Origin of the sequence: Pseudogulbenkiania subflava DSM 22618, assembly GCF_900177275.1 — a bacterium.
In the GTDB taxonomy this organism is placed as follows: Bacteria; Pseudomonadota; Gammaproteobacteria; order Burkholderiales; family Chromobacteriaceae; genus Pseudogulbenkiania; species Pseudogulbenkiania subflava.
In genome coordinates this window covers 60,440-85,368 of sequence record NZ_FXAG01000020.1, presented here as the reverse complement: position 1 = coordinate 85,368, position 24,929 = coordinate 60,440, and the positions used below count along the sequence as shown (strand labels likewise).

20 protein-coding genes, 1 other RNA gene and 1 riboswitch are annotated in these 24,929 nt (G+C 67.1%); of the genes, 19 read left to right on the top strand and 2 right to left on the bottom strand.

Features of this window, described 5'->3' with window-relative positions:
• Window positions 1-40: 40 nt before the first annotated feature.
• Window positions 41-115, top strand: a non-coding RNA gene (locus B9N72_RS16285) — sX9 sRNA.
• Between the two features lie 147 nt (window positions 116-262).
• Here the strand turns inward: B9N72_RS16285 and B9N72_RS16280 are convergent.
• Window positions 263-475 (bottom strand): DUF3460 family protein, encoded by a 213-nt coding sequence (locus B9N72_RS16280; RefSeq protein ID WP_085277354.1) that lies wholly within the window; start codon window positions 473-475, stop codon window positions 263-265.
• 247 nt (window positions 476-722) lie between these two features.
• On the opposite strand from B9N72_RS16280, the gene B9N72_RS16275 reads away from it, so the two are divergent.
• Window positions 723-1,247 (top strand): hypothetical protein, encoded by a 525-nt coding sequence (locus tag B9N72_RS16275; protein ID WP_008954045.1) that lies wholly within the window; start codon window positions 723-725, stop codon window positions 1,245-1,247.
• Between the two features lie 93 nt (window positions 1,248-1,340).
• Here the strand turns inward: B9N72_RS16275 and B9N72_RS16270 are convergent, their stop codons facing one another.
• Entirely contained in the window at window positions 1,341-2,813 is a 1,473-nt protein-coding gene (locus B9N72_RS16270) for a cobyric acid synthase (protein WP_085277344.1), read from the bottom strand.
• Between the two features lie 135 nt (window positions 2,814-2,948).
• On the opposite strand from B9N72_RS16270, the gene cbiB reads away from it, so the two are divergent.
• The 17 genes from cbiB to B9N72_RS16185 all read left to right on the top strand — a co-directional run bounded on the left by cbiB (window position 2,949) and on the right by B9N72_RS16185 (window position 24,815).
• Window positions 2,949-3,887, top strand: a complete 939-nt coding sequence (gene cbiB, locus B9N72_RS16265; protein WP_085277343.1) for an adenosylcobinamide-phosphate synthase CbiB — start codon at window positions 2,949-2,951, stop codon at window positions 3,885-3,887.
• The gene (cobD, locus tag B9N72_RS16260; protein WP_085277342.1) at window positions 3,880-4,869 is read left to right on the top strand and encodes a threonine-phosphate decarboxylase CobD; all 990 of its coding nucleotides are present in this window, start codon (window positions 3,880-3,882) and stop codon (window positions 4,867-4,869) included. Before cbiB ends, cobD begins: the two co-directional genes overlap by 8 nt.
• A gap of 16 nt (window positions 4,870-4,885) precedes the next feature.
• Window positions 4,886-6,154: an MFS transporter gene (locus tag B9N72_RS16255; RefSeq protein ID WP_085277341.1), complete on the top strand. Its 1,269-nt coding sequence runs from the start codon at window positions 4,886-4,888 to the stop codon at window positions 6,152-6,154.
• Window positions 6,155-6,238: 84 nt separating this feature from the next.
• Window positions 6,239-7,120 (top strand): type 2 periplasmic-binding domain-containing protein, encoded by an 882-nt coding sequence (locus tag B9N72_RS16250; RefSeq protein ID WP_143477852.1) that lies wholly within the window; start codon window positions 6,239-6,241, stop codon window positions 7,118-7,120.
• Window positions 7,121-7,171: 51 nt separating this feature from the next.
• A riboswitch (cobalamin riboswitch) is annotated at window positions 7,172-7,335 on the top strand.
• A gap of 196 nt (window positions 7,336-7,531) precedes the next feature.
• Window positions 7,532-7,861, top strand: coding sequence for a (2Fe-2S) ferredoxin domain-containing protein (locus tag B9N72_RS16245; RefSeq protein ID WP_085277340.1), 330 nt, complete (start codon window positions 7,532-7,534; stop codon window positions 7,859-7,861).
• Window positions 7,858-12,153 carry a cobaltochelatase subunit CobN gene (locus tag B9N72_RS16240; RefSeq protein ID WP_143477851.1) on the top strand — a complete coding sequence of 1,432 codons (4,296 nt, stop codon included), beginning with the start codon at window positions 7,858-7,860 and terminating at the stop codon, window positions 12,151-12,153. The genes B9N72_RS16245 and B9N72_RS16240 overlap by 4 nt, the downstream gene beginning before the upstream one ends.
• Window positions 12,150-14,114 (top strand): putative cobaltochelatase, encoded by a 1,965-nt coding sequence (locus tag B9N72_RS16235; protein WP_085277339.1) that lies wholly within the window; start codon window positions 12,150-12,152, stop codon window positions 14,112-14,114. Before B9N72_RS16240 ends, B9N72_RS16235 begins: the two co-directional genes overlap by 4 nt.
• Window positions 14,115-14,272: 158 nt before the next feature.
• A complete protein-coding gene (locus B9N72_RS16230; protein WP_327078307.1) occupies window positions 14,273-15,031 on the top strand; it encodes a cobalt-precorrin-7 (C(5))-methyltransferase in 759 nt (252 codons plus the stop codon).
• Window positions 15,028-16,605 carry a precorrin-8X methylmutase gene (locus B9N72_RS16225; RefSeq protein WP_085277337.1) on the top strand — a complete coding sequence of 526 codons (1,578 nt, stop codon included), beginning with the start codon at window positions 15,028-15,030 and terminating at the stop codon, window positions 16,603-16,605. Before B9N72_RS16230 ends, B9N72_RS16225 begins: the two co-directional genes overlap by 4 nt.
• On the top strand, window positions 16,602-17,762 hold the full coding sequence (gene cbiD / locus B9N72_RS16220) for a cobalt-precorrin-5B (C(1))-methyltransferase CbiD (protein ID WP_085277336.1): 1,161 nt from the start codon (window positions 16,602-16,604) through the stop codon (window positions 17,760-17,762). Before B9N72_RS16225 ends, cbiD begins: the two co-directional genes overlap by 4 nt.
• The gene (gene cobI, locus B9N72_RS16215; protein ID WP_085277335.1) at window positions 17,759-18,490 is read left to right on the top strand and encodes a precorrin-2 C(20)-methyltransferase; all 732 of its coding nucleotides are present in this window, start codon (window positions 17,759-17,761) and stop codon (window positions 18,488-18,490) included. Before cbiD ends, cobI begins: the two co-directional genes overlap by 4 nt.
• The gene (cobM, locus tag B9N72_RS16210; protein ID WP_085277334.1) at window positions 18,487-19,296 is read left to right on the top strand and encodes a precorrin-4 C(11)-methyltransferase; all 810 of its coding nucleotides are present in this window, start codon (window positions 18,487-18,489) and stop codon (window positions 19,294-19,296) included. Before cobI ends, cobM begins: the two co-directional genes overlap by 4 nt.
• Entirely contained in the window at window positions 19,293-20,051 is a 759-nt protein-coding gene (locus tag B9N72_RS16205; RefSeq protein WP_085277333.1) for a cobalamin biosynthesis protein, read from the top strand. Before cobM ends, B9N72_RS16205 begins: the two co-directional genes overlap by 4 nt.
• Before the next feature lie 141 nt (window positions 20,052-20,192).
• The gene (gene cobJ, locus B9N72_RS16200; protein ID WP_085277332.1) at window positions 20,193-21,746 is read left to right on the top strand and encodes a precorrin-3B C(17)-methyltransferase; all 1,554 of its coding nucleotides are present in this window, start codon (window positions 20,193-20,195) and stop codon (window positions 21,744-21,746) included.
• On the top strand, window positions 21,743-22,861 hold the full coding sequence (locus B9N72_RS16195) for a CobW family GTP-binding protein (RefSeq protein WP_085277331.1): 1,119 nt from the start codon (window positions 21,743-21,745) through the stop codon (window positions 22,859-22,861). Before cobJ ends, B9N72_RS16195 begins: the two co-directional genes overlap by 4 nt.
• Window positions 22,862-22,892: 31 nt before the next feature.
• A complete protein-coding gene (cobO, locus tag B9N72_RS16190) occupies window positions 22,893-23,495 on the top strand; it encodes a cob(I)yrinic acid a,c-diamide adenosyltransferase (protein ID WP_085277330.1) in 603 nt (200 codons plus the stop codon).
• 9 nt (window positions 23,496-23,504) lie between these two features.
• Window positions 23,505-24,815, top strand: coding sequence for a cobyrinic acid a,c-diamide synthase CobB (locus B9N72_RS16185; protein WP_085277329.1), 1,311 nt, complete (start codon window positions 23,505-23,507; stop codon window positions 24,813-24,815).
• Window positions 24,816-24,929 lie beyond the last annotated feature (114 nt).

Below are 24,929 nucleotides of genomic sequence, written 5' to 3'. Positions count from 1 at the left end.
GCGTGCCAATCGGCGATTGGCTCAGCGATCTGAAATCCTCATGTACTACTTGTACATTCCGGTTCCTGCGCTGCTCTTCACCCCGCTGAGGGCCGCTCGCGACAGATCGTGAACAGGTTCTGAGGCCGGCCCAGACCGACCACCGCAAGCCAACGGGACGCGTGCCGGCAGAGGCAAAAAAAGACGCACCCCCCGCTCGCATTGACTGGCCATGCCGCTGTGCGTGCAATCCTGGCATGACCATCCAAACGGGGGATGCGCATCAGAAATAGTCGTACCCTTTTACCGGCACGCTATCCGTCCTGGCTTCTTTCCATTCCTCGAAATCGGCCTTGTGATCCCAGAAGAGGTACCAGCCGTGATGCTGGTCCTCGACGACTTCCGGATGTTCGGCAAGAAAGCCGTCCATGAACTCGGTGAACGGCGATACGTAGCCGGAATGACCCACCCGGTACTGCTCTCTCGGGGCAATCATCGTTTCACCCTCCCTAATTACAACTTCCATGGCGGGGAAAACCCGCCACTTGATTAGAGATTTTTCGAGCCGGGGTGGTTCCCGTCCCATCCGCATATAGTGACGTGCGTTACAATCCCAATCCACTGAAAACAAAGGAACTATTTTTGATTAACAGTTGTTGTGCCGCGCACTTTTGCCTTTTTGGTCAGTCTAACAAGAGGCGCAGAGTGCGCCCCGTTCGATTGAGTGCTGAAAGGAGTTTGCTATGGATCTTCACATGCATTCGCATCAGCTGACACATCGGCTGCCCGACTGGCGGGCGGCGTCGCTGGCAGGGGTTCTGGCAGGTGTGGTTTTCCTGCTGCTGGACATGCTGGCCATGGTTATGGCGGGTGGCAGCCCATGGGCTCCTACTCACATGATCGCCGCCATCGTCATGGGCAATTCGGCACTGGGGTCGCCGGCGATGTTCAATATCGGCATCGTGGTGGTTGCCCTAATCGTGCACTTTGCGCTGGCTATCGGCATGGGATTGATCCTGGGCCTGATCATGGCACCGTTCCACTTCGACTCGAGCTGGGGCATGGCCTCGGCGGTAGGGGTGGTGTTCGGTTTCGTGGTTTACGTGGTCAATTTCTACGGCATGACCCAGTTCTTCCCGTGGTTCGCAGAGGCCCGCAGCTGGACGACGCTGATCGCCCACCTGGTATTCGGTATTGTGGCAGCGGATGCCTACCTGAAACTGGAACGCAAAGAACCCGACAGAGACATGTCGGAAATGGCTCGTTGACCGAGCAAACACCCAAGCCCGGGGCATTCCCGGGCTTTTCCATGCCTGCCGGCTTCGGCCAACGTTGGCCGAAGAACCGTGTTCAGCGGCAGATCATGGCGACAGCGACGGCAGCAGACCGGCCAGGCGATCGAGTCGAAGGTGTTGTTCCAGCGAATCGGCCAGACGGTCGATGTGCTTCTCGCGTTCGGCGCGGTAGTCGAGCGGCACGGGTTCGGCCAACCCGGCCCAGGCGAGCAGCGCTTGGCAGGCATCGGCATGGTCGAACAGGCCGTGCAGATAGGTACCGAGAACCTGGCCGTCGTCCGATAGCGCGCCGTCGCTGCCTTCGGCCAGTTTTACCGCGGGCCTGGCCAGCGCCGGGCCGCTCGACACCCCCATGTGGATCTCATAGCCGCTGACCGCGGCGTCGGCCACGCTCAGCCGGCCCTCCACCCGCTCCAGCCGCTTGTGCTCGGTCAGCGTGGTTTCCATGTCGAAGAGACCCAGCCCCGGCGTCCTGCCGGCCTCGCTCTCCAGCCCGAGCGGGTCGTGCAGCTCGCGCCCCAGCATCTGGAAGCCGCCGCAGATGCCGATGAGCTTGCCGCCCAGGCGCAGGTGGCGGCGGATCGCCGGCTCCCAGCCATTGGCGCGCAGCCAGGCCAGATCGTTGCGGGTGTTCTTGCTGCCCGGCAGCACGATCAGGTCGGCCGGCGGAATCGGCTGCCCTGCTCCGACCAGGGTCAGTTCGACCTGCGGATGCAGCCGCAGCGGGTCGAAGTCGGTGTGATTGCTCAGCCGCGGGAACACCGGCGCCACCACGCGCAGGCGCTGGTCGTCGCGCGCGCCGCCCGGCGCGTTCTGGCGGGTGAGGCTGTCTTCGGCCTCGATGTGCAGCCCTATGAGATACGGCAGCACCCCCAGCACCGGCTTGCCGGTGTGCTGTTCGAGCCAGTCGAGCCCCGGCTGCAGCAGCGCGAGGTCGCCGCGGAAGCGGTTGATGACGAAACCGACCACGCGGCGCTGCTCCGATTCCGACAGCAGCGCCAGCGTGCCGACCAGGTGCGCGAACACGCCGCCGCGGTCGATGTCGGCCACCAGGATCACCGGGCAGTCCACCGCCTCGGCGAAACCCATATTGGCGATGTCGCCCTCGCGCAGGTTGATTTCCGCCGGGCTGCCCGCCCCTTCCACCACGATGCAGTCGTACTGTTCGGCCAACCTTTGGTGCGATTGCAGCACCGCCTTCATCGCCTCGGGCTTGTAGCGGTGGTAGATGCTGGCTTCCATATTGCCGATGGCGCGGCCCTGCACGATGACCTGGGAGCCGACGTTGCTGTTGGGCTTGAGCAGGATCGGGTTCATGTCGGTGTGCGGCTCGACGCCGCAGGCCTGCGCCTGCACCGCCTGCGAGCGGCCGATCTCGCCGCCGTCGACGGTGACGGCGCTGTTGAGCGCCATGTTCTGCGGCTTGAATGGGGCGGTACGGATGCCGCGACGCGCCAACAGGCGGCACAGCCCGGTGGCCAGCGTGCTCTTGCCGGCGTCCGAGGTGGTGCCCTGGATCATGATGGTTTTGGCTGGCATGGTTTGACTCCGGGCGCGCATTTTTTTGACGGCGGCCCTAGAATGACGGCTTTCTTATTGGATGTAGTCGATGCCCAGCCCGCCTCGGAGCGGCGTCATCGACCGGCAAAGCCGGTAATTATATAGGCCCACGTTGTGACTTCCCCCGTTTTTCTGCTGCTGGCTGTTCTCCTCGACAAACTCTTCGGCGAGCCGCCCCGCTGGCACCCGCTGGTCGGCTTCGGCACCCTGGTGCGCTGGCTCGAAAGCCGGCTCTACCCCGCCGCCCCGGAACAGGAAACCGTGCAGCGCATGCGCTTGCGCGGCGCGATCGGCATCGCCCTGCTGCTGATCCCCTTCACGCTGCTCGCCGCGCTGCTGGCCTGGCTGCCCTTCATCGGCGTGTTCTACAGCGTGGTGCTGCTTTATCTGGCCATCGGCGCCAAGAGCCTGACCCAGCACGCCGAGGCGGTGATCGAGGCGCTGGAACGGCACGACCTGCCGCTGGCGCGCCAGCGTGTCGGCATGATCGTCAGCCGTGACACCTCGGCACTGAACGAACAGGACGTGGCGCGCGCCACCATCGAATCGGTGCTGGAGAACGGCAGCGACGCCATCTTCGCCGCGCTGTTCTGGTTCCTGCTGCTGGGCGCGCCGGGCGCGGTGCTGTACCGGCTCGCCAACACGCTGGACGCGATGTGGGGCTACCGGAACGAGCGCTACCTGCATTTCGGCTGGGCGGCGGCGCGTTTCGACGACGCGCTGAACTTCATCCCGGCACGGCTGACCGCATTGACCTACATCGCGCTGGGCGACCGGCATGCCGGCTGGGCGTGCTGGCGCGCCCAGGCGCCGACCTGGTACAGCCCCAACGCCGGCCCGGTGATGGCGGCCGGCGCCGGCGCGCTGGGCGTGGCGCTGGGCGGTGCGGCCAGTTACCACGGCCAGCTCAAGGAGCGCCCGGCGCTGGGACTGGAGCGCGCACCGGACAGCACGGATATTCGCCGCGCCATCCGCCTCGTCAACCGCGGCGTGTGGCTGTGGGTCGGCATCGGCCTGCTGCTGGCGCTGGTGACGGGAGGCTTCAATGCTTGATCACGGCGGCGGCATCCTGGCAGCGGCACGCCGCTACGGCATCCCGGCACAGGACTGGCTCGATCTGTCCACCGGGCTCAACCCGCACGGCTGGCCGGTGCCGGAGATTCCGGCGCGTGCCTGGCAGCGCTTGCCGGAAACGGCGGACGGGCTGGAAGCCGCCGCGGCCGAGTATTACGGCTGTGAAGCCCTGCTGCCGGTGGCGGGCTCGCAGCCGGCGATCCAGGCGCTGCCGCGGCTGCGCCCGGCTTGCCGGGTCGGCATGCTGGCCGCCACCTACGCCGAACACCCGCACGCCTGGGCACGAAATGGCCACGAGGTGGTTCGCCTGGCGCAGGAGCGGATCGACGAGGCGCTCGACACACTCGACGTGCTGTTGGTCTGCAACCCCAACAACCCGACCGGCTGGCAGGCGTCGCCGACGCAGTTGGACGCCTGGCGCGCCCGGCTGGCCACCCGTGGCGGCTGGCTGGTGGTGGACGAGGCGTTCATGGACTGTACGCCGGAGCAGAGCATGCTGCCCCGCATCGGCACACCGGGGCTAGTGGTGCTGCGCTCGATCGGCAAGTTCTTCGGTCTGGCCGGCGCGCGCGCCGGTTTCGTGTTCGCCTGGCCCGAATTGCTGGCGCGGCTGCGGGAAGAGCTCGGACCGTGGACGCTCAGCGGCCCGGCCCGCGTGGCAGTGCGGCTGGCCTTGCAGGACCGGGAGTGGCAGGCGCACATGCGCGAGCGGCTGGAAACCGACAGCGCCCGCCTCGCCGGGCTGTTAGCCGTGAACGGGCTGACGCCCAACGGCGGCAGTGCGCTGTTCCAGTGGCTGGCGCACCCTGCCGCCACGGCGCTGCACGATTTCCTGGCCCGCCACGGCATCCTGATCCGCCATTTTCCGGAGAACGGCAGCGTCCGCTTCGGCCTGCCGGCGGGCGAAGCCGACTGGCAGCGCCTCGAGGCGGCATTGAGCGCATGGTGTATACCTCGATAGGAGGCATACACCCACCTTGAGCACAACTCGCGACGCAAACGGCAACCCGCCCCGCCCAATCCGGCTCGGCCTGCGGGCGAACCTGGCCCAATTCAGCCTGCTGGTCCTGGTCAATGCCTTCGTCGGCGCCATGGTCGGCATGGAGCGCTCCATCCTCCCCGCCATCGCCGAGCAGGAGTTCCGGCTGGCGGCGCACACCGCCATCCTCGCCTTCATCGTGGTGTTCGGCGTCTCCAAGGCGCTGACCAACTATCTCGCCGGCCGTTATGCCGACGTCTACGGCCGCAAGAGCATCCTCGTCGCCGGCTGGCTGATCGCCACGCCGGTACCGTTTCTGCTGATGTGGGCGCCGTCGTGGAACTGGGTGCTGCTGGCCAACCTGTTGCTCGGCATCAGCCAGGGCCTGACCTGGTCCACCACGGTCATCATGAAGATCGACCTGGCCGGCCCGCGCAACCGGGGGCTGGCGATGGGGGTCAACGAATTCGCCGGTTATTTCGCCGTCGGTGCGGCGGCGCTGGCCACCGGCTGGGTTGCCGCCCGCTACGGGCTGCGGCCGCAGCCGTTCTACCTGGGTGTGGCCTTTGTGCTGGCCGGCCTGCTGCTGTCCCTGCTGGCGGTACGCGAGACACAGACGCATGCCCGGCACGAAGCCTCGCTGCGGCAGGCGGGCGAAATAACCGAGTCGCCATCGCCTCGCTGGGTTTTTTGGCAAACCAGCTGGCAGGACCGCAACCTGTCTGCCATCTGCCAGGCGGGTTTGGTCAACAACCTCAACGACGGCATGGCCTGGGGCTTGTTTCCCCTAGTTTTCGCCGCCGCCGGCATGAGCCTGACGCAGATTGGCTGGCTGGCCGCCGTCTACCCGGCCGTATGGGGCGGCTGCCAGCTCGTGACCGGGGCCATGTCGGATCGCATCGGCCGCAAAGGGCTGATCGTGGCCGGCATGTGGCTGCAGGCGGCCGGCATCGTGGTGACCGCCCGCAGCCTGCACTTCTCCGGTTTTTTCACCGGTGCGGTGCTGCTGGGCGTCGGCACGGCGATGGTCTACCCCACCCTGCTGGCGGCCATCGGCGACGTGGCGCATCCGGGCTGGCGGGCCTCGGCGGTGGGGGTGTACCGTCTGTGGCGCGACCTGGGCTACGCCATCGGAGCCCTGCTGTCCGGAGTGGTGGCCGACCTGTTCGGCATGGCCAGTGCGCTGTGGCTGGTGGCCGGGCTGACATTTCTTTCGGGTGCAATTGCGGTAGTGCGCATGCAGGAAACGCGGGCGAAGTCCGCCTGAGAGCGGCCTCGAATGCTGGCCTCCGCTTGCCTGCCCTCACCTCATCGGCTTAGCTGTAACTATTACTAGCCCAGGAGCCCGTCGATGATCCTGCCTGTCGTGCTCGCCTCACTCTGCCTGATCGGCGCCAGCACACTCGCGCAGGCCGAGGTGATCGTCTATCCCCGGCCAGAGGCGGTTGGCGATGCGCGCACCGACTATCCCCTCATCCTGCTGCGGCTGGCTTTCGCCAAGGCCGGCGCGAACCATCAGCTACGCGCGTCGGAGGAATGGATGCAGCAGGGCCGCGCACTGAATGAGCTCGCCCGTGGCAACACCGTGCGCGTGGCCTGGAGCATGACGTCGATCGAACGCGAGGCGGCACTACGGCCGATCCGCATCCCCATCAACAAAGGGCTGATCGGATGGCGCCTGCCGCTGGTGCGCGCTGAACAGGCCAATCTGCTCGCTGGCGTGCGTACCGTCCAGGATTTGCGCCATTTCATCGCTGGCCAGGGGCACGATTGGCCCGACACCGACATCCTGCGCGGCAACGGCCTCAAGGTGGTCGGCGTTCCCCAATACGAGAATCTGTTCCGCATGCTGGTGCTGAAGCGGTTCGATTACTTCCCCCGTTCCCTCATCGAAATCCGGGCCGAGGCCGAGCGCCATCGCGCCGACGGCATCGTGATCGATCAACACTTGGTGATCCGCTATCCCACGGCGTTCTATTTCTTCGTCAACCGGCGCGACACCGCACTCGCCACGACGATCGAGCGCGGGCTGGAACGTGCCATCGCCGACGGCAGCTTCGACCGACTGTTTTGCCGGCACTACGCCGGGTTCATCGAGCAGGCCAGGCTCGAGAAACGCACCGTCATCGAACTCGACAACCCTATCTTGCCGCCACAGACGCCACTCGGGCGCAAGGAATTGTGGTTCAGACCCGGCCTATGCCCATCCCCCTCCTCTTTGCACGGCAAATAGCCGAATGGCATCACCGCTTTTGTTCACAAGCCTGCCGCCCTCACGTATCATCCTGCCCCTATAAGTGACGGTGACGGGAACGTGGTGCGATACCGCGGCTGCCCCCGCAACTGTAAGCGACGAGTCGGCGCCCAAGGCCACTGGAGAGATTCCGGGAAGGCGGCGTACGGCGATGACGCGCGAGCCAGGAGACCGGCCGTCCCTTTTGTCGTCGCAAGCAGAAACCGGGCGGGGTGCACCGGGGGATCGCGCGAGCGCCCCCGATGGCGGCCGCTCATGCCCTCGCTCGCGGCGATGCGTATTTACCGAGGGCACTACCATGGCGTCGCCGCTACCACGAATTCAGAACCACCGCGCTGCCCGTCAGCGCGTTTTCCCTACCGCCGCCACGCTCCTGGCGAGGATGCCGGCATGAGAACCCACTACAAACACGTGCTGATGTGCACCGGTCCGCGCTGCACCGAAAACGGGGTCGAGGCCGAAGCCATGTTCAAGGTGCTGGGCCAGACCATCGATGCCTGCGAGGGCCTGCGCGTCAAGCGTACCCGCACCCATTGCTTCGCCGTGTGCAAGGAAGGGCCGATCCTCGCCGTCTACCCTGAGGGGGTGTGGTATCGCAAGGTCGATACGGCGGCAATCCAGCGCATCGTCCATGAACACCTGGCGGGTGACTGCCCAGTCGAGGAACTGGTGTTTCACCGGATCGGCATCGGCGACGTCGAACAAGGAGAGCAGCCATGAGTACCCTGTCCCACGGAGGCATCGTGCTGCTGACCCATGCCGGCACTGACCTCACCGCCTTGCATCGCGCCGAGGCTGAACTGCCGGAAGGCTTCGCGCCGGTGGCCGGCGTCAACCTGCAGACCGTCGACAGCACCGAGCGCATGGCCGCGCTGATCGCCACCACCTTGGCCGAAGCACGCATCGTGGTGGTGCGCGTACTGGGCCGCACCCACGCCATCCCCGGCTTCGAGGCATTGCTGAAGGATGCCAAGGACCACGACCGCTCGCTAATCGTAGTGAGCGGCACCGGCGAACCGGACCCTGAGCTTGCGGCGCTGTCCTCGGTGCCGCCGACGCTGCAGCACGAGGTCACCGCCTACCTGCAGGCGGGCGGCAGCGGCAATATGGCGCAACTGCTGCGCTGCCTGTCCGACCGGCTGCTGATGAGTGGCTTCGGCTACCAACCGCTGACCCCGTTGCCCGAACACGGCATCTACCACCCCGAGTTGTCGGGGCTCGCCACGCTCGACGACTGGGCGGCAATCCGCAACCCAGACTGGCCGACGGTCGGCATCACCTTCTACCGCGCGCACTGGATGAGCGGCAACACCCGCTTCATCGACATGCTGGTGGATATGCTGGCCGAGCGTCGGCTCAACGCGCTGCCGGTGTACACCGCGTCGCTGCGCACGCTCGATGAGACCGGCATGCCGGCCGCGCTGCAGTTTTTCCGGGAACCTCGACCATCCGTCGTGAGCGAGCCGAGTGCAAGGCGCCCGGAGCACAGCGACCGAGATAGTACAAACGGTACAGCGAGGGAGCGAGCACCGCGCAACGCAGCAATCGACTCGCGCAGCAGGATGGTCGGGGTTCCCGCGATCGACGCGCTGATCAACACCACCTCCTTCGCCATGGGCGACGTCAACGCCGACGGCCCCACTGCCGCCGGCTGGTCGGTGGCAGCGTTCGAGCGGCTCGACATCCCGGTGATCCAGGCCATCACCAGCAGCATGACGCAGCAACAGTGGGAAGCCTCCGAGCGTGGCCTCAACCCGCTCGACACCGCGATGAACGTCGCGCTGCCGGAATTTGACGGCCGTATCGTCAGCGTGCCGATGTCGTTCAAGCACGAACAGGACGAGACCCACTACGCGCCGCTGGCCGACCGGGTGCGCCGTGTCGCCGGCATCGCCGCGCGCCAGGTGGCATTGCGCCGCATCCCAGCGGAAAAGAAGCGCATCGCCTTCATCTTCACCAACTCCAACAGCAAGGCTTCGCAGATCGGCAACGCCGTGGGGCTGGATTCACCGGCCTCGCTGTTCACCCTGCTGCACGCCATGCGCGCCGAGGGCTACCACCTCCCTGACCTGCCGGAATCGAGCGACGCGCTGATCCACGAGCTGATCGACCGCGGCGCCTACGACGAGGATTACCTGACTGCAGACCAGTTGGAACGTGCCATCGCCAGCGTGCCGGCGGCGCGCTACGCCGAGTGGTTCGGCCAGTTGCCCGATCTGCTGCAGCAAAAGATGCTGGAACGCTGGGGCGAGGCACCCGGCAGCGCCTACGTGCACGGGGGCAAACTGATGTTCGCCGGGCTGGAGTTCGGCAACGCCTTCGTCGCGCTGCAGCCGCCGCGCGGCTACGGCATGGACCCGGACGCGATCTACCACACCCCGGACCTGCCGCCGACCCACCACTATTACGCACTGTATTGCTGGCTGCGCGACGACTGGAAAGCCGACGCCATCGTCCACGTCGGCAAGCACGGCACGCTGGAATGGCTGCCGGGCAAGGGTGTAGGCGTCTCGGAAAACTGCTTCCCGGACGCGCTGCTCGGCGACCTGCCAATGTTCTACCCGTTCATCTTGAACGACCCGGGCGAAGGTTCGCAGGCCAAGCGCCGCGCCCACTCGGTGATCATTGACCACCTGACGCCGCCGATGACCACCGCCGACACCTACGGCCCGCTGGCACAGCTCACCCAGCTGGTGGACGAGTACTACCAGGTGGAAATGCTCGACCCGGCCAAGCTGCCGCTGCTGCAGCAGCAGATCTGGGACCTGATCAAGGAAGCCAAGCTCGATACCGATCTGGCGGCGATGCTGGGCCACGATCATGATCACGAACATCACCATGAACATGATCACGACCACAGCCACGCGCACCACGATCACGACCATGGACACCACCACGGCGAGCACGGCCATTCCCACGACACGGACAAAACCGAGGCCGGCAAGTATCGTCTGCAGCCGGCCAAGCCCGCCATGACACAGGTCAGCGCGACGGCGAGCGTCGGGGGCAAGTACCGCCCGATGGCTGCCAAGCCGCACAGCCATGGACATGGGCACGATCATGGCCATCATGACCACGAGCATCACGGTCATGGACATCATCACGACCATCACCATGGGCACGATCACGATCACGACCATGCACACGAGTGGGACGCCACGCTGAATGAAGACGGCGTGCCGCTGACGCTGGCCAAGATGGAAGGCGTCGATGTCGCCCACCTGATCGAAGACATCGACGGCTACCTGTGCGAGCTGGGCGCGGCGCAGATCCGCGACGGTCTGCACATCCTCGGCAAGGTGCCGCAAGACGCGGCGCTGGTGGACATGGTGTGCGCGATGGTGCGCCTGCCCAACCTGGCCATCCCAAGCCTGCCGGCGAGCATCGCCGAGGCGCTGGGCGTGGACTGGAATGGACTGCAGGACGACAAGGGCAAGCGGCTCACCACCGTGCCACCGGCCTTGCAGGCGCTGGCCGACAAGCCGCTGGTGACCCGTGCCGACGCGCTCGACGCCATCGCCGCGCTGGGCCGTGCGCTGGTCGCTGCCTTGGCCGAGCACGGCTTCGATGCCGCGGCCATCGACGGCGCGCTGGCACAGGTGCTGCCGGGCAGCGACGCCCCCGAAAGCCTGCGCCATACGCTGACCTTCGTCTGCCGCGAGCTGGTGCCCAACCTCGCCCGCACCTCGGAAGAGATAGCCAACCTGCTGCACGGCCTGGCCGGCGGCTACGTGCCGGCGGGCCCCAGCGGCGCGCCGACGCGCGGCATGGCGCACGTGCTGCCGACCGGGCGCAATTTCTACTCGGTCGACCCGCGCAGCCTGCCCTCCCAGGCCGCTTGGCGCATCGGCACCGAGCTGGCGAACGAAGTCCTGGCTCGCCATCGCAAAGAAACCGGGCACCTGCCGGAGACGGTCAGCATCAGCGTCTGGGGCACCAGCGCCATGCGCACGCACGGCGACGACATCGCCGAGATTCTGGCGCTGCTCGGCGTGCGCCCCAAGTGGCAGGCCGAGAGCCGCCGCGTGGCCGGCATCGAGGTGATTCCGCTCGCCGAACTCGGCCGGCCGCGCATCGACGTGACGGTCCGCATCAGCGGCTTCTTCCGCGACGCCTTCCCGCACCTGATCCACCTGGTCGACGAGGCGGTGCACTCCGTGGCGCGGCTCGACGAACCGGTCGAGCAGAACTTCGTGCGCAAGCATTACCTCGCCGACCTGACTCACGACCTGTTCCAGGGCCTGCCGTCCGAGACCGCGAGCCAGCGCGCGCTCTACCGCGTGTTCGGCTCCAAGCCCGGCACCTACGGCGCCGGCATCCTACCGCTCATCAACGAGCAGAACTGGGAAACCGACGCCGATTTCGCCACCGCCTACATCAACTGGGGCGGCTACGCCTACGGCCAGCGCGACAACGGCACCGACGCACGCGCCGATTTCCGCCACCGCCTGTCCGGTGTCGAGATCGCCCTGCACAACCAGGACAACCGCGAACACGACATCTTCGACAGCGACGACTACCTGCAATACCACGGCGGCATGATCGCCACCATCCGCAGCCTCACCGGGCGCCAGCCGCGCCACTACTTCGGCGACAGCCACAACCCGGACAATCCGGCGGTGCGCGGGCTGAAGGAGGAAGTGCTGCGCGTGTTCCGCTCGCGCGTGGCCAACCCGAAATGGATCGCCAGCATCCAAAAACACGGTTATAAAGGCGGGCTGGAACTGACCGCCACGGTCGATTACCTGTTCGGCTACGACGCCACCGCCCACGTGGTGGACGACTGGGTCTACGAGCAACTGGCCGAGACCTACGCGCTCGATGCGCAGATGCAGGACTTCTTCGCCGAGAGCAACCCGTGGGCGCTCAACGCCATCACCGAACGGCTGCTGGAAGCCGCCCAGCGACGGTTGTGGGAAGCGCCGAACCCGGACACCCTGGCCGCGCTGCGCGACCTGCATCTGCAAAGCGAAGCGATGCTGGAAGAACGCGGGGAGAACCCGAAACGATGAAACATCACTACCCCTTCGTCGCCATCGTTGGCCAGGAACAGCTCAAGCGCGCGCTCCTGCTGTGCGCGGTCGACCCCAGCATGGGCGGTGTGCTGATCCGCGGCGACAAGGGTACCGCCAAGAGCACCGCCGCGCGTGGGCTGGCCGAGGTACTGCCGCCGATCGCGCGCACTGCCGGCTGCGGCTTCAACTGCGCGCCGGACGCACCGCTGGCCGAGTGCCCCACCTGCCAGAGCCCTGAAACGTCGGCCGAAGCCGCGCCCGTGCCCTTTATCAACCTGCCGCTGGGCGCCACTGAAGACCGCGTGCTGGGCAGCCTGGATTTCGAGAAGGCGCTCAAGCACGGCCAGCAGGCGTTCAAGCCGGGCCTCTTGGCGGCAGCGCATCGTGGCCTGCTCTACATCGACGAAATCAACCTGCTCGCTGACCACTTGGTCGACGTGCTGCTCGACGTCGCCGCCATGGGGGTCAACACCGTGCAGCGCGAAGGCCTGTCGGTGAGCCACCCGGCACGCATCACGCTCTTGGGTACGATGAACCAGGAAGAAGGCGAGCTGCGTCCGCAGTTACTCGACCGCTTCGGCATGATGGTGGAAGTGAGCGCGCCGCGCGACGCTGCCACCCGCGCCGAAGTAGTTCGCCGCCGCTTGGCGTTCGAGGCCGATCCGGCCGGCTTCACCCGGCGCTGGGCCGAGGACACTGCTGCGCTGCGCCAGACCCTGCATGCCGCACAGGCTGGACTCGCCGACGTGGCCATGCCCGATTCGCTGTTCGACTTCATCAGCCGGCTGTGCTGCGAGTTCGAGGTGGCCAGCCTGCGTGCCGACATCGTGCTCAACAAGGCCGCGCGCGCGCTCGCCGCACTCGATGGCCGGCGCGAGGTGACAGCGGAAGACGTGCGCGATGCCGCCGAGCTGGTGCTGCCACACCGCCGCCGCAAAAAGCCGTTCGAACAATCCGGCCTCGACCGCGACAAGCTCGACGAGCTGACGCGGCAGGCCACCGAACCGCCGCCCCCGCCGCCCGCACCGCAACCGCCCCCGGGCCAGGACAGCGCGGGCAGCGACACTGACGATACACAGCCGGACGACGCCGAGCCCTCGGACGGTGAAAACGACGACAACACCCAGCCGGGCAGCGCTGCCGAGCAACTGTTCGCCATGGGCGCGGCAAGCAACGTCGGCCGCATCGAAGTGGCCGCGCTGCACGCCTCCGAGGCCAGCGGGCGGCGCAGCAGCAGCGAGGGCACGCGCCACGGCCACACCCTGCGTGCCGTGCCCAGCGAGGCACCGAGCCAGCTCGCGCTGGATGCCACCCTCAAGAGCGCGCTGCTGCGCAACCCGAACAATTTCAGCGTCACCCGCGCCGACCTGCACGACAAGGTGCGCGTCGGCAAGCAGGCCAACCTGATCCTGCTGGTGGTCGACGCCTCCGGCTCGATGGCGGCCAAGCGCCGCATGGAAGCGGTCAAGGGCTGCGTGCTGGGCCTGCTGCAAGACGCCTACCAGCGCCGCGACCAGGTGGCGGTGATCGCCTTCCGCGGCAATACCGCCGAGTTGGTGCTGCCGCCGACGCGCCAGATCGAACAGGCCGAACGCGCCCTGTCCGAGCTGCCCACCGGCGGGCGCACGCCACTGGCGCATGCCTTGCAGCTGACTGCCGAAACGCTGGCGCAGCACGCGCGCGCCGACAACCTGACGCCGCTCTTGGTGGTGCTCTCCGACGGCCGCGCCAACATCGCGCTCGACACCCGCCAGGACCCGTGGCGCGAGGCCCTGGCACTGGCCGAGGCCCTGGCCGGGCAAGGCACGCCGGCGCTGGTGCTCGACACCGAGGAAGGCTACGTGCGCCTCGGCCGTGCACGCGAACTCGCCACGGCGCTGCAGGGCGAATACCTGCCAATGGACACGCTATCGGCGGAAAGCCTGACGCTGACGATACGGCAGCGGCTGGGCGGCTGAACGTAGGGCGGATGCCCTGACTGAGCGAGGCAAGCGAAGCGTCGCGAAGGAATAAGGGCGATCCGCCAGCACCGACGCTACGCCAAGCTGGCAACACTATGGACATTCCGGCGGATCGCCCTGACGGGCATCCTCCCTACACAAGATTAATGTAACGCCTGCTGGCGGATCGCCCCAAAGGGGCATCCGCCCTACGCAATACAGAGGAAAACTGCATGATTATCTGCATCGGCGCCGGACCCGGCGACATCGGCTACCTGCCGCAACGCTCCGCGCAACTGATCCGCGAGGCCGACGTGGTCGCCGGCTTCAACGCCGTGGTCGACGTGGTGCGCCCGCTGATCCCGGACACCGCCGAAGTGATCCAGATGGGCTACCGCGACCAGGTCGCCCAGCTCGACATCGTTGCCGAGCGCCATCACGCCGGCAAGAAATGCGTGGTGGTGTTCATGGGTGACATCCACTTCAGCGGCTTCCAGTACCTGGAACGCGTCGAGCGCGCCTGCGGCCACCCGGTGGAAACCATCCCCGGCATCTCGTCGGCGCAGATCCTGGCCTCGCGTGCCAAGGTGTGCTTCGACGAGACCAGCTTCATCACCTTCCACCGCCGCGGCGACCTGACCCCGTTCAAGCGCCATCTGGTGCACGCGCTCGAAGACCAGCGCAACGCCATCGTCATCCCCTGCCCCTGGGACGAGGCGCGCTCCTTCATGCCCTGGCACATCGCCGCCTACCTGCTGGAAAACGGCATCCCGCCCGAGCACCCGGTGGAAGTGTGGGAGAACCTGACCCGTGGCGACGCCGAATGGCACGGCACCCTGGCCGAATGCGCCGACCAGCGCTTCTCCGACATGAGCATCATGCTGATCCGCACCCTCGCCCCCATGGACAGCCAGATCGAGCCGACCCACAAATGAGTACCAACGATTACGCCATCGTGCTGGCCGGCCACGGCAGCCGCGACCCGGACGGTATCAACGAATTCATGGCGCTGGTCGAGCTGCTGCGCGAGCGTGCCGGCGGCCGTACCGTCGCGCACGGTTTCCTAGAATTCGCCACGCCGACCATCGACGAGGCGGTCGACACCGTGATCGCCGATGGCGCGAAGAAGGTGGTGATGGTGCCGGGCGTGCTGCTCGCCGCCACCCACGCCAAGAATGACATGCCGAGCGAGCTGTTGGCCTTGCAGCGCGCGCATCCTGACACTGAATTCCACTTCGGCGCGGCGATGGACCTGCACCCGAAGCTGTTGGAGCTGTGCCGCCAGCGCATCATCGAGGCCGAAGGCCGATCCGGTCAGACCGTGTCGCGCGCCGACACCTGCCTGGTAGTGGTGGGGCGCGGCACCACAGACCCGGACGCCAACTCCGAGATTTCCAAGCTGACACGCATGCTGGAAGAAGGCATGGGCTTCGGCACCTCGTTCGTCTGCTATTCCGGCACCGCCAAGCCGCTGGTGGCCGATGGCCTGCGCGCCGCCGCCCTGCTCGGCCACAAGCGCATCGTGGTACTACCCTACTTCCTGTTTGACGGCGTGCTGGTCAAGCGCATCTACAGCGCCGTCGACGACCTGGCCGCGCGCCATCCGGAACTGGAAGTACTCAAAACCGATTACCTCGGCGTGCACCCGCACGTTGCCGACGTGTTCCTCGAGCGCGCCCAGGAAGGCGTCGAGGGCCGCGCCACGATGAACTGCGCGCTGTGCAAGTACCGGGTGCAGATCGTCGGCTTCGAGGAACAGGTCGGCACGCCGCAGCAGGGCCACCACGGCCTGGTGCGCGGGCTGCTTGGCCGTACCGACGCCGCACCGGCGCCGCTCGACAACTGGCCGCCCTACGTGCCGCACCCGATCGAAGCCGAGAGCATGCGCATCATCCAGGACGGCTACGACTGGTCGACCATCCCGGCCGAGCTGCACACCGTGCTGCAACGTCTGGTGCACACCTCCGGCGATTTCAGCAGCGTCGACGACATGTATTTCTCGCCCGGCGCCACCGATATCGGCCTGCGCGCGCTCTTGCGCTGCCGCCGCGTGGTAACCGACGTCACCATGGTACAGACCGGCCTCAAGCGCGCGGTGCTAGATCAATTGGGCGTCGAGACCTGGTGCGGCGTGCACGACGAGGAAACGCATCTGCTCGCCAAGACGCACGGCATCACCCGCTCCGCCGCCGGCATCCGACGCGCCTGGCAGAAGTTCGGCAACGACGTGATCGTCGCCATCGGCGATGCGCCGACCGCGATCATGGAAGTGGTGCGGCTGGTGCGCGAGCACGGCTGGCGCCCGCAACTGGTGGTCGGCCTGCCGGTCGGCTTCGTCGGCACGCGCGAGTGCAAGGAAGAACTGGCCCGCCTGCTGCAGGTGCCGCGCATCACCAACCGCGGCACGCGCGGCGGCTCGCCGTGGGCGGCCACCGTGGTCAACGCGCTGATGATCTCGGCCATCGAGCACGTCGGGCGCCAGAACCAGGAACAAGCAGCACAGCGATGAGCGAATCGGCCCGCCGCCCCTACGACCTCGCCACGCCGGCGCCCAACGGCCTGCGCCGTGGCCGCACCACCGGCAGCTGCGCCACGGCAGCGGTCAAGGCGGCGCTGACGCTGCTGTTGCGCGGCGAGGCGGTGCGCGAGGTCGAGGTCAGCCTGCCGGACCCGGACTACTACCTGGTGGTGCCGGTGGAAAAGGTGGAGCGGCTGGACAGCGGCGCGGTCCGCGCCGAGGTGCTGAAGTACGGCGGCGACGACCCGGACAATACCGACGGCGCGACCATCTTCGCCGAGGTGTCGGCAAACGGCACGGGGGCGATACGCTTCATCGCCGCCACCGGCGTCGGCACCGTCACCCAGCCGGGGTTGCGCATCCCGCCCGGCGAGCCGGCGATCAACCCGGTACCGCGCCAGATGATGCGCTGGGCGGTGGACGAGGTGCTGGCGGGCGAGCCCGACCCCGGCTTCGATCTGGCCATCGGCTGCGTCGACGGCGACAAGATCGCCAAGCGCACCTTCAACCCGATGCTCGGCATCGTCGGCGGCATCTCCATTCTCGGCACCAGCGGCATCGTCGAGCCGATGTCGCTCGCGGCGTGGATGGCCTCGATCGAGGTCTACATCCGCGTGGCGCTGGGGCACTGCCCCGACGCCATCGCCTTCACCCCCGGCAAAATCGGGCGCGGCTACGCCGCCGACACGCTGGGGCTGGAAAAGAAGGAAGTGGTGCAGATCGCCAACTTCGTCGGCGTCTCGCTCGACTACGCCCAGCAAACGCTGGAAGAACAACAGGCCCGGCTTGGCACGCTATGGGTGCTGGGCCACCCCGGCAAGATCGCCAAGCTGCTCGACGGAGTGTGGGACACCCATTCGAGCAAGAGCGGCATGGCGATGGGCTCCGTCGCCGCCGTGGCCGCCGAGCTCGGCTTCGCCGCCGAACTCGTGGAACAAATCGAGAAAGCCAATACCGTGGAAAATGTAGTGCAAATCGTGCGTAACGAAGCCGGCGCGCGCGCTTACTGGATGGAAATCGAGCGGCGTGTCGCCGCGCTGATGGCGCCCAAAGTGCCCAGCGTCGACCGCGTCGCGGTGCGCCTGTTCAGCATGGACGGCACGCCACTCGGTGAAGCCGCCGGTGACGCATCGGGAGAAGCGGCATGAGCACGCTCGGACACTTCACCGGCGTCGGCGTCGGCCCCGGCCCGGCCGGGCTGATCCCGGTGGCGGCGCTGGACGCCCTCAAACAGGCCGACCTGATCTACCTGCCGCGCGCACGCGGTAGTGAAATTTCTGTAGCCCGCCAGTGCCTGGCAGGCCTCAGCATCCCAGACGAAAAATTCCGCGAAATCGAGTTCCAGATGGACCCGGACCGCAGCGTGCTGTCCAGCCACTACGGCGAGTTGGCCGAAGCGGTCGCCACCGAGCTGTCGGCTGGGCGCCACGTCGCCTACCTCACCATTGGCGACTCGATGACCTACTCGACCTACGGCTATTTGCTGGCGGCCTTGCGTGACAAGCTGCCGGAGCTGCCCCACACCACCTTCCCCGGCGTCACCAGCTTCGCCGCCACCGCCTCGGCGCTGTCCTGGCCGCTGGGCGAAGGCAAGGAACGGATTTTGATTCTGCCCTGCCCGGACGACATGGCCGAACTGCGCGCCGACATCGAGAGCCACGACATCGTGGTGCTGATGAAGATCGGTGCGCGCCTGCCGGACGTGCTTGGCCTGCTCTCCGACATGGACATCGCCCGCCACTGCGCCTTCGCACGCCGTATCGGCCTGCCCGGCGAAGTGCTGTGCGACGACGTCTCTACCCTCACCGCAGCGGCGAGTGGCTACCTCGCCACCATGCTGATCCGCAAAAACGCCCGCGAGAAACGCCACCCATGAAAGTCTATTTCATCGGCGCCGGCCCCGGCGCCGCCGACCTGATCACACTGCGCGGCAGCCGCCTGCTGGGCGACGTGCCCATGGTGCTGTACGCCGGCTCGCTGGTGCCGGCCGAAATGCTGCAACACTGCCGGCCTGACGCCGAAATCTTCGACACCGCCGAACTCTCGCTCGACGAGCAGGAAGCGCTGTACCGCCGCGCCCAGGCTGAGGACAAGGACGTGGTGCGGCTGCACTCCGGCGACCCGGCGATCTACGGCGCCACCGCCGAGCAGATGCGCCGGCTGGAAGCGCTCGGCATCGGCTACGAGATCGTGCCCGGCGTGTCCTCGTTCACCGCCGCCGCCGCGGCGCTGGGCAGCGAACTGACGCGCCCGACGGTGTCGCAATCGATCATCCTGACCCGCGTCTCGGGTCGCGCCTCGGCGGTGCCGGAGCTGGAATCGATCGCCCGCTTCGCCGAACACCAGGCGACCATGTGCATCTTCCTCTCCGGCCAGCGCCTGAAGCAGACCATCGCCGACCTCTTGCTGCACTACCCGGCCGACACCCCGGTGGCGCTGGTGCGGCGCGCCAGCTGGCCGGATCAGGCCATCCACCGCAGCACGCTCGCCAAGCTGATGTCCGAGGTCAAGCAGAAGGACTGGCTGCTGACCACGCTGCTGCTGGTCGGCCGCGCGCTGTCGCAGGAGGGCGGAGTGGAATCGAGCCTGTACGCGGCCGGCTTCACCCACATCTTCCGCGACGGCACCGACCGCAAGACCCCGCGCCCGAGCAAGCGCAAGGCGGCGAAGGACGCGGTGTGAGCGAGACTGCCATCTGGCTGGTGCGTGGTGATGCCTTGCCGCTGGGCCAAAGGTTGGCCGACGCGCTCGGCGCCACGCTGTACCAGCCCTGGCTCACCCCAGACGACAGCCCGCGCGAACAGTTCCGCCGCGTGTTCCACCAGCACCGGCGCTGGGTGGCGGTGATGGCCTCCGGCATCGCGGTGCGCTATCTCGACGGCCTGCCCGCGAGCAAGTACACCGACCCGGCGCTGGTGGTGCTGGACGAGGCGGCGCGCTTCGCCATCCCGCTCCTCTCCGGCCACGAGGGCGGCGCCAACGCGCTCGCCTACGAGGTGGCGCGGCTGACGGGTGCGATTCCCGCCGTCACCACCGCCACCGAGGCGCTGAAACCGCTCACACTCGGCATCGGCTGCCGGCGCGGCAAGTCGGCGGACGAGATCGAACGGGCGGTGTTGGCCGCGCTGGGTGCTCGCACCTTGGCCGAAGTGCGCGAGGTCGCGACCATCGACCTCAAGGCCGACGAAGAAGGCCTGCTGGCATTCTGTGCCCGCCACGGCCTGCCGCTGCGCGTGATCGCCCAATCCGACGTCGCCGCACGCGCCTGGGTGGGTCAGCCCTCCGACTGGGTGCAGCAGAACGTCGGCGTTGCCGGCGTGTGCGAACCCTGCGCGCTGATCGCCAGCCCGCGCGGCCGACTGATCGTGCCCAAGACCGCGTTCGATGGCGTCACCGTCGCCGTGGTCGAAGACTGCCGGGTAGTCGGGGCCACGTAGGGCGGATGCCCCCAAAGGGGGTGATCCGCCGATGACAACAAGACAAGCTGGCGGAACGCCCCTGAAAGGGGCTTCCGCCCTACAGCATCACGAAGCATGGCGCTCACCCGTCATGGTTGAAAAAAGAAACTGAAAGCATTTATGACCGGCAAACTCTACTTGGTCTCCGTCGGCCCCGGCACCGCCGAACTGATCCCGCCGATGGTGAAGGACGCCCTCGCCGCGAGCGATGTGATCGTCTCCTACGACCTGTACCTCACCTGGATTCAGCCGTGGATTTCCGGTAAGGACATCCGCACCCTGCCCTTGACCCAGGAGCGCGACCGCGCCCAGTTGGCGCTGGAACAGGCGCGCGCCGGCAAGACCGTGGCGCTGATCTCCAGCGGCGACATCGGCATCTACGCCATGGCCACGCTCGCCTACGAGGACATGCTGGAAACCGACACCTTCGACGTCCAGCTCATCCCCGGCATCACCTCGGCCAACGCCTGCGCGTCGCTCTTGGGTGCGCCGCTGTCGCACGACTTCGCCACGCTGAGCCTGTCCGACCTGCTGTGTCCGTGGGAATGGATCGAGAAGCGCGCACGCCACATCGCCGAAGCCGACCTTGCCGCGGTGTTCTACAACGTGCAGAGCAAGCAGCGCCAGGAAGGCGTGTACCGTGTCCTCGACATCATGCTCGAGCACAAGCGCCCCGAGACGCTGTGCGGCATCGTGCACAACGCCTACCGCGAGGGCCAGACCGTCGAGATCGTCACCCTGGCCGAACTGCGTACGCGCCGCTTCAACATGCTGACCTCGCTCGTGATCGGCAACCGCTTCACCAAGCGCAAGCGCAACTGGATCTTCTCACCGCGCGGCTACGGCAACTGGGACGACACGCCCGACACCGTCAAGGCCGACGTGCTGCCGAACAGCGCAGTGTGGGTATTCTCCGGCACCAGTGACGGCAACGCACTGGCGCGCGAGATCGCCGCGACGGGCCGTGAAGTCATCGTGTCGAGTGCCACCGACTACGGCGCCGAACTAGTGGAGCAGAACTGCCCCGGCCTCACCACGGTCTCCGGCCGCCTCGGCATCGAGCGCCGCCGCGAACTGTTGCGCGACAGCGGTGCACGGGTGATCGTCGACGCCACCCACCCCTACGCCAGCGACATGTCGCAGCAGCTGATCGAGCTGGCACAGGAACTCGCGCTGCCCTATTTGCGCTACGAGCGCCCCAGCGCCGCCGACAATCATCCCGCCGAGCACGTGGCAACCATGGCCGACGCCGCGCGTCTGGCGATGCAGCGCGGCCAGCGTATCTTCCTCGCCACCGGCTCCAAGGACCTGGCCGCCTTCGTCAAGGCCGACGGTGCCGACCAGCGCCAGTGGTTCGTGCGCCTCGCCCCGGACCCGCAGCATTTGCAACGCGCCATCGACCTGGGCATTCCACGCTCGCACCTCCTCGCCATGCAAGGCCCGTTCTCGCAGGCCGCCAACGAAACGCTGTGGCGCGACTGGGGCATCGACTGCGTGGTGACCAAGCAATCCGGCGACGCCGGCGGCTACGGTACCAAGGCTGCTGCCGCCGCGGCGCTGGGCATCCCGCTGATCGTGGTGGACCGCCCCGTGCTCGACTACCCGGCGATGGCATCCGACTTTGCCGGCGTGCTGGCCGCGCTGCCCGCTCAACAAGAGGGGCAACCGGCATGAGCCAAGCACGCATCCCGGTCACCGTCGTCACCGGCTTTCTCGGCGCCGGCAAGACCACGCTGCTGTCCAACCTGATTCGTGACAGCAAACAGCGGCGTCTCGCCATCCTGGTCAACGAATTCGGCGAGGTGTCGATCGACGGCGCCCTATTGCGCGGCGAAGGCGGCGAACGCAGCGAGGTGGAGATCCATGACCTCTCGCACGGCCTGGTGGCCTACGACGACGACGAGGACTTCCTGCCCACCATGCTGGCGCTGTGGCAGCGCCGTAGCCTGATTGACCACGTGTTGATCGAAACCTCCGGACTGGCTCTGCCCAGCGCGGTGATGGAACGGCTGCAAAGCGAGGCCCTGGCACCCTATTTCGTACTCGACGCCACGCTGGCCGTGGTCGACACCCCGCTGCTGCTGGACGGCGGCTTCGGCCAACCTTCGAACACCGAACAGGCCGTCGACGCCTCGGTCGCCGAGCTATTCGAGATGCAGCTCGCCAACGCCGACATCGTGGTGCTCAACAAGATCGACGCGTTGGACGACGAAGCGCTGCTGGCGGCGGAAACCCGCGTGCGCGCGCTGGCGCCGTCGATCCGCTTCATCGAGCTCGCCTACGAGGCCAAGCTCGACACGCGGCTGACGCTAGGTCTGCATCTGCACGAACCCGCCAACACCGCGCACCGCCACTACGGCCCGGTGGCGACCATGCCGGGGCTCACCATGCGCCCGCTCGCCAACCAGGGCCTGCTCGACGGACACAGCCACAGCGGCCTCGGCGCCCACAGCCACGGGCTGACGACGCACAAGCACTTCCACGAGCAGGACCCAGGCTGGCAGTCGTTCATGATCCGCAGCAAGGAAGCGCAAGACGCCGACACCTTGCGCGACGCCGTCGCCGCCATCGCCCGCAGCGAACCGCTGTTGCGCATCAAGGGCTTCGCCCCGCCGCGTGACGGAGCAGGCCGGCTCTTGATCCAAGGCGTGCGCAGCCGCATCGAGCTCAGCCACGAATCCGAAGCAGCGCCGGCGAAACAGGCGCAACTGGTGTTCATCGGCTACCACCCGAGCCGGCCGCGTATCGTCGAGCAGTTATGTGAGCTGACCGGCACCATTTGGCGCTAATGCACACGATTGAATTAGCAAGGAATCCATCATGAAAACCGACCCGACTTCCCACCAGCGCATGACCGAGCGGCGCAAGGCCGGCTTCGAGAAGAAGAAGGCCGCCGCCACCAAGGAAAAGGGGCTGCTGATCGTCAACACCGGCACCGGCAAGGGCAAGAGTAGCGCCGCCTTCGGCATGGGCCTGCGCGTGGTCGGCCACGGCATGCGCCTGGGTGTGGTGCAGTTCATCAAGGGCGCGCTACACACCGCCGAGCGCGACTTGCTGGGCAGCTTCGACAACTGCGACTTCCTCACCATGGGCGAGGGCTATACCTGGAACACCCAGAACCGCGACGCCGACATCGCCACCGCGCGTAAAGGCTGGGACGAAGCTCGGAGCATGATCGAAAGCGGCGAGTACGACATGGTGATCCTCGACGAGCTCAACGTGGTGCTGAAATACGAGTATCTGCCGCTCGACGAGGTGCTGGCGGTGTTCGCCGCCCGCTCGCCCGATCTGCACGTGGTCGTCACCGGCCGCCATGCACCCGAAGCGCTGATCGAGGCGGCGGACTTGGTGACCGAGATGAAGCTGGTCAAACACCCCTACCGCGAACAGGGCATCAAGGCACAGCAAGGCGTCGAGTTCTAGGATCAGTCCATGCCCAACAAGCCGAAAGCCCGCTCCTGCCCGGCGCTGTTCCTCACCGCACCGGCCTCGCACCAGGGCAAGACCACGCTCACCTCCGGCCTCGCGCGCTACCACCGCGCCCAGGGCCGCACTGTGCGCGTGTTCAAGACAGGGCCGGACTTCCTCGACCCCTACATCCTCGAACAGGCATCGGGTAACCCGGTCTACTCGCTCGACCTGTGGATGACCGGCGAAGCCGACTGCCGCCAGCGGCTGTACGACGCAGCCGGGGATGCCGACCTGATCCTGATCGAAGGCAGCATGGGCCTGTTCGACGGCACGCCGTCGAGCGCCGATCTGGCGCAGACTTTCGGCGTGCCGGTGCTGGCGGTAATCGACGCCACCGGCATGGCGCAGACCTTCGCCGCCGTGGCGCACGGCCTCGCCAGCTTCCGCCCCGGCCTGCCGTTCTACGGCGTGCTGGCCAACCGCGTCGCCAGCGCGCGCCACGCCGAGATGCTGCTGCAAGCCTTGCCGTCAGGGCTGAGCTGCCTCGGCACCGTGCTGCGCGAAGACGCCATGACCCTGCCGGAACGCCACCTGGGCCTGGTGCAGGCGCAGGAAATCGACGACCTGGAAGCGCGGCTACAGCAGGCTGCCGCACAGATCGCCGGAACCGGGCTGACCCAACTGCCGCCTGCCATCGCTTTCCAGCCCGCCATCGCCGCCCCACTGCCGACACTATTGGCCGGTGTGAAGATCGCCATCGCCCGCGACAAGGCCTTCTCCTTCGTCTACCCGGCCAATCTGGAACTGCTCGAAGCGCTGGGCGCCGAGCTGGCGTTCTTCTCGCCGCTCGCCGACGATGCGCTGCCGGAGGCCGACGCCGTCTACCTGCCAGGTGGCTACCCGGAGCTGCACCTCGCCACGCTTTCGGCCAACCTTCGGACCGCGATCGGCTTGCGAGAACATGTTGCCGCCGACAAACCGCTCTATGCCGAGTGCGGCGGCATGCTCTACCTGCTCGACGCGCTCACCGACAAGGCCGGCAAAACCGGTGCCCTGCTCGGGCTCTTGCCAGGCCACGCCACGCTGGGCCGGCGCCTCGCCGGGCTCGGCCTGCAAGCGGTAGAACTCGACGGCGAGACGCTGCGCGGCCACACCTTCCATTACACCAGCCTGCAAACCCCGCTTGCCCCGCTAACCCATGCCCGTCGAGCCAGCGGCACGGCGCCAGGCGAAGCGGTCTACCGCCACGGCAGCATCGTGGCGAGCTATCTGCACGCCTATTTCCCGTCCAACCCTATCGCCACTGCCAGCCTGTTCACCGGCCCCCCCTAAAACCTGCTGCGCGCGCCGATTGCTGCGTTGCACGGTTGGCGTGCGAGTTGGTGTGCAACTCGCTCAGCCACAGACTCCCTCGCTGTACTACTTGTACTATCTCGGTCGCTGCGC

What these genes read in the sequence shown, in the direction of transcription:
- B9N72_RS16280 (WP_085277354.1), bottom strand. Translation starts at nt 475, where the DNA reads ATGATTGCCCCGAGAGAGCAGTACCGGGTGGGTCATTCCGGCTACGTA.
- B9N72_RS16275 (WP_008954045.1), top strand. Translation starts at nt 723, where the DNA reads ATGGATCTTCACATGCATTCGCATCAGCTGACACATCGGCTGCCCGAC.
- B9N72_RS16270 (WP_085277344.1), bottom strand. Translation starts at nt 2,813, where the DNA reads ATGCCAGCCAAAACCATCATGATCCAGGGCACCACCTCGGACGCCGGC.
- cobD (WP_085277342.1), top strand. Translation starts at nt 3,880, where the DNA reads ATGCTTGATCACGGCGGCGGCATCCTGGCAGCGGCACGCCGCTACGGC.
- B9N72_RS16250 (WP_143477852.1), top strand. Translation starts at nt 6,239, where the DNA reads ATGATCCTGCCTGTCGTGCTCGCCTCACTCTGCCTGATCGGCGCCAGC.
- B9N72_RS16245 (WP_085277340.1), top strand. Translation starts at nt 7,532, where the DNA reads ATGAGAACCCACTACAAACACGTGCTGATGTGCACCGGTCCGCGCTGC.
- B9N72_RS16240 (WP_143477851.1), top strand. Translation starts at nt 7,858, where the DNA reads ATGAGTACCCTGTCCCACGGAGGCATCGTGCTGCTGACCCATGCCGGC.
- B9N72_RS16235 (WP_085277339.1), top strand. Translation starts at nt 12,150, where the DNA reads ATGAAACATCACTACCCCTTCGTCGCCATCGTTGGCCAGGAACAGCTC.
- B9N72_RS16225 (WP_085277337.1), top strand. Translation starts at nt 15,028, where the DNA reads ATGAGTACCAACGATTACGCCATCGTGCTGGCCGGCCACGGCAGCCGC.
- cbiD (WP_085277336.1), top strand. Translation starts at nt 16,602, where the DNA reads ATGAGCGAATCGGCCCGCCGCCCCTACGACCTCGCCACGCCGGCGCCC.
- cobI (WP_085277335.1), top strand. Translation starts at nt 17,759, where the DNA reads ATGAGCACGCTCGGACACTTCACCGGCGTCGGCGTCGGCCCCGGCCCG.
- cobM (WP_085277334.1), top strand. Translation starts at nt 18,487, where the DNA reads ATGAAAGTCTATTTCATCGGCGCCGGCCCCGGCGCCGCCGACCTGATC.
- cobJ (WP_085277332.1), top strand. Translation starts at nt 20,193, where the DNA reads ATGACCGGCAAACTCTACTTGGTCTCCGTCGGCCCCGGCACCGCCGAA.
- B9N72_RS16195 (WP_085277331.1), top strand. Translation starts at nt 21,743, where the DNA reads ATGAGCCAAGCACGCATCCCGGTCACCGTCGTCACCGGCTTTCTCGGC.
- cobO (WP_085277330.1), top strand. Translation starts at nt 22,893, where the DNA reads ATGAAAACCGACCCGACTTCCCACCAGCGCATGACCGAGCGGCGCAAG.
- B9N72_RS16185 (WP_085277329.1), top strand. Translation starts at nt 23,505, where the DNA reads ATGCCCAACAAGCCGAAAGCCCGCTCCTGCCCGGCGCTGTTCCTCACC.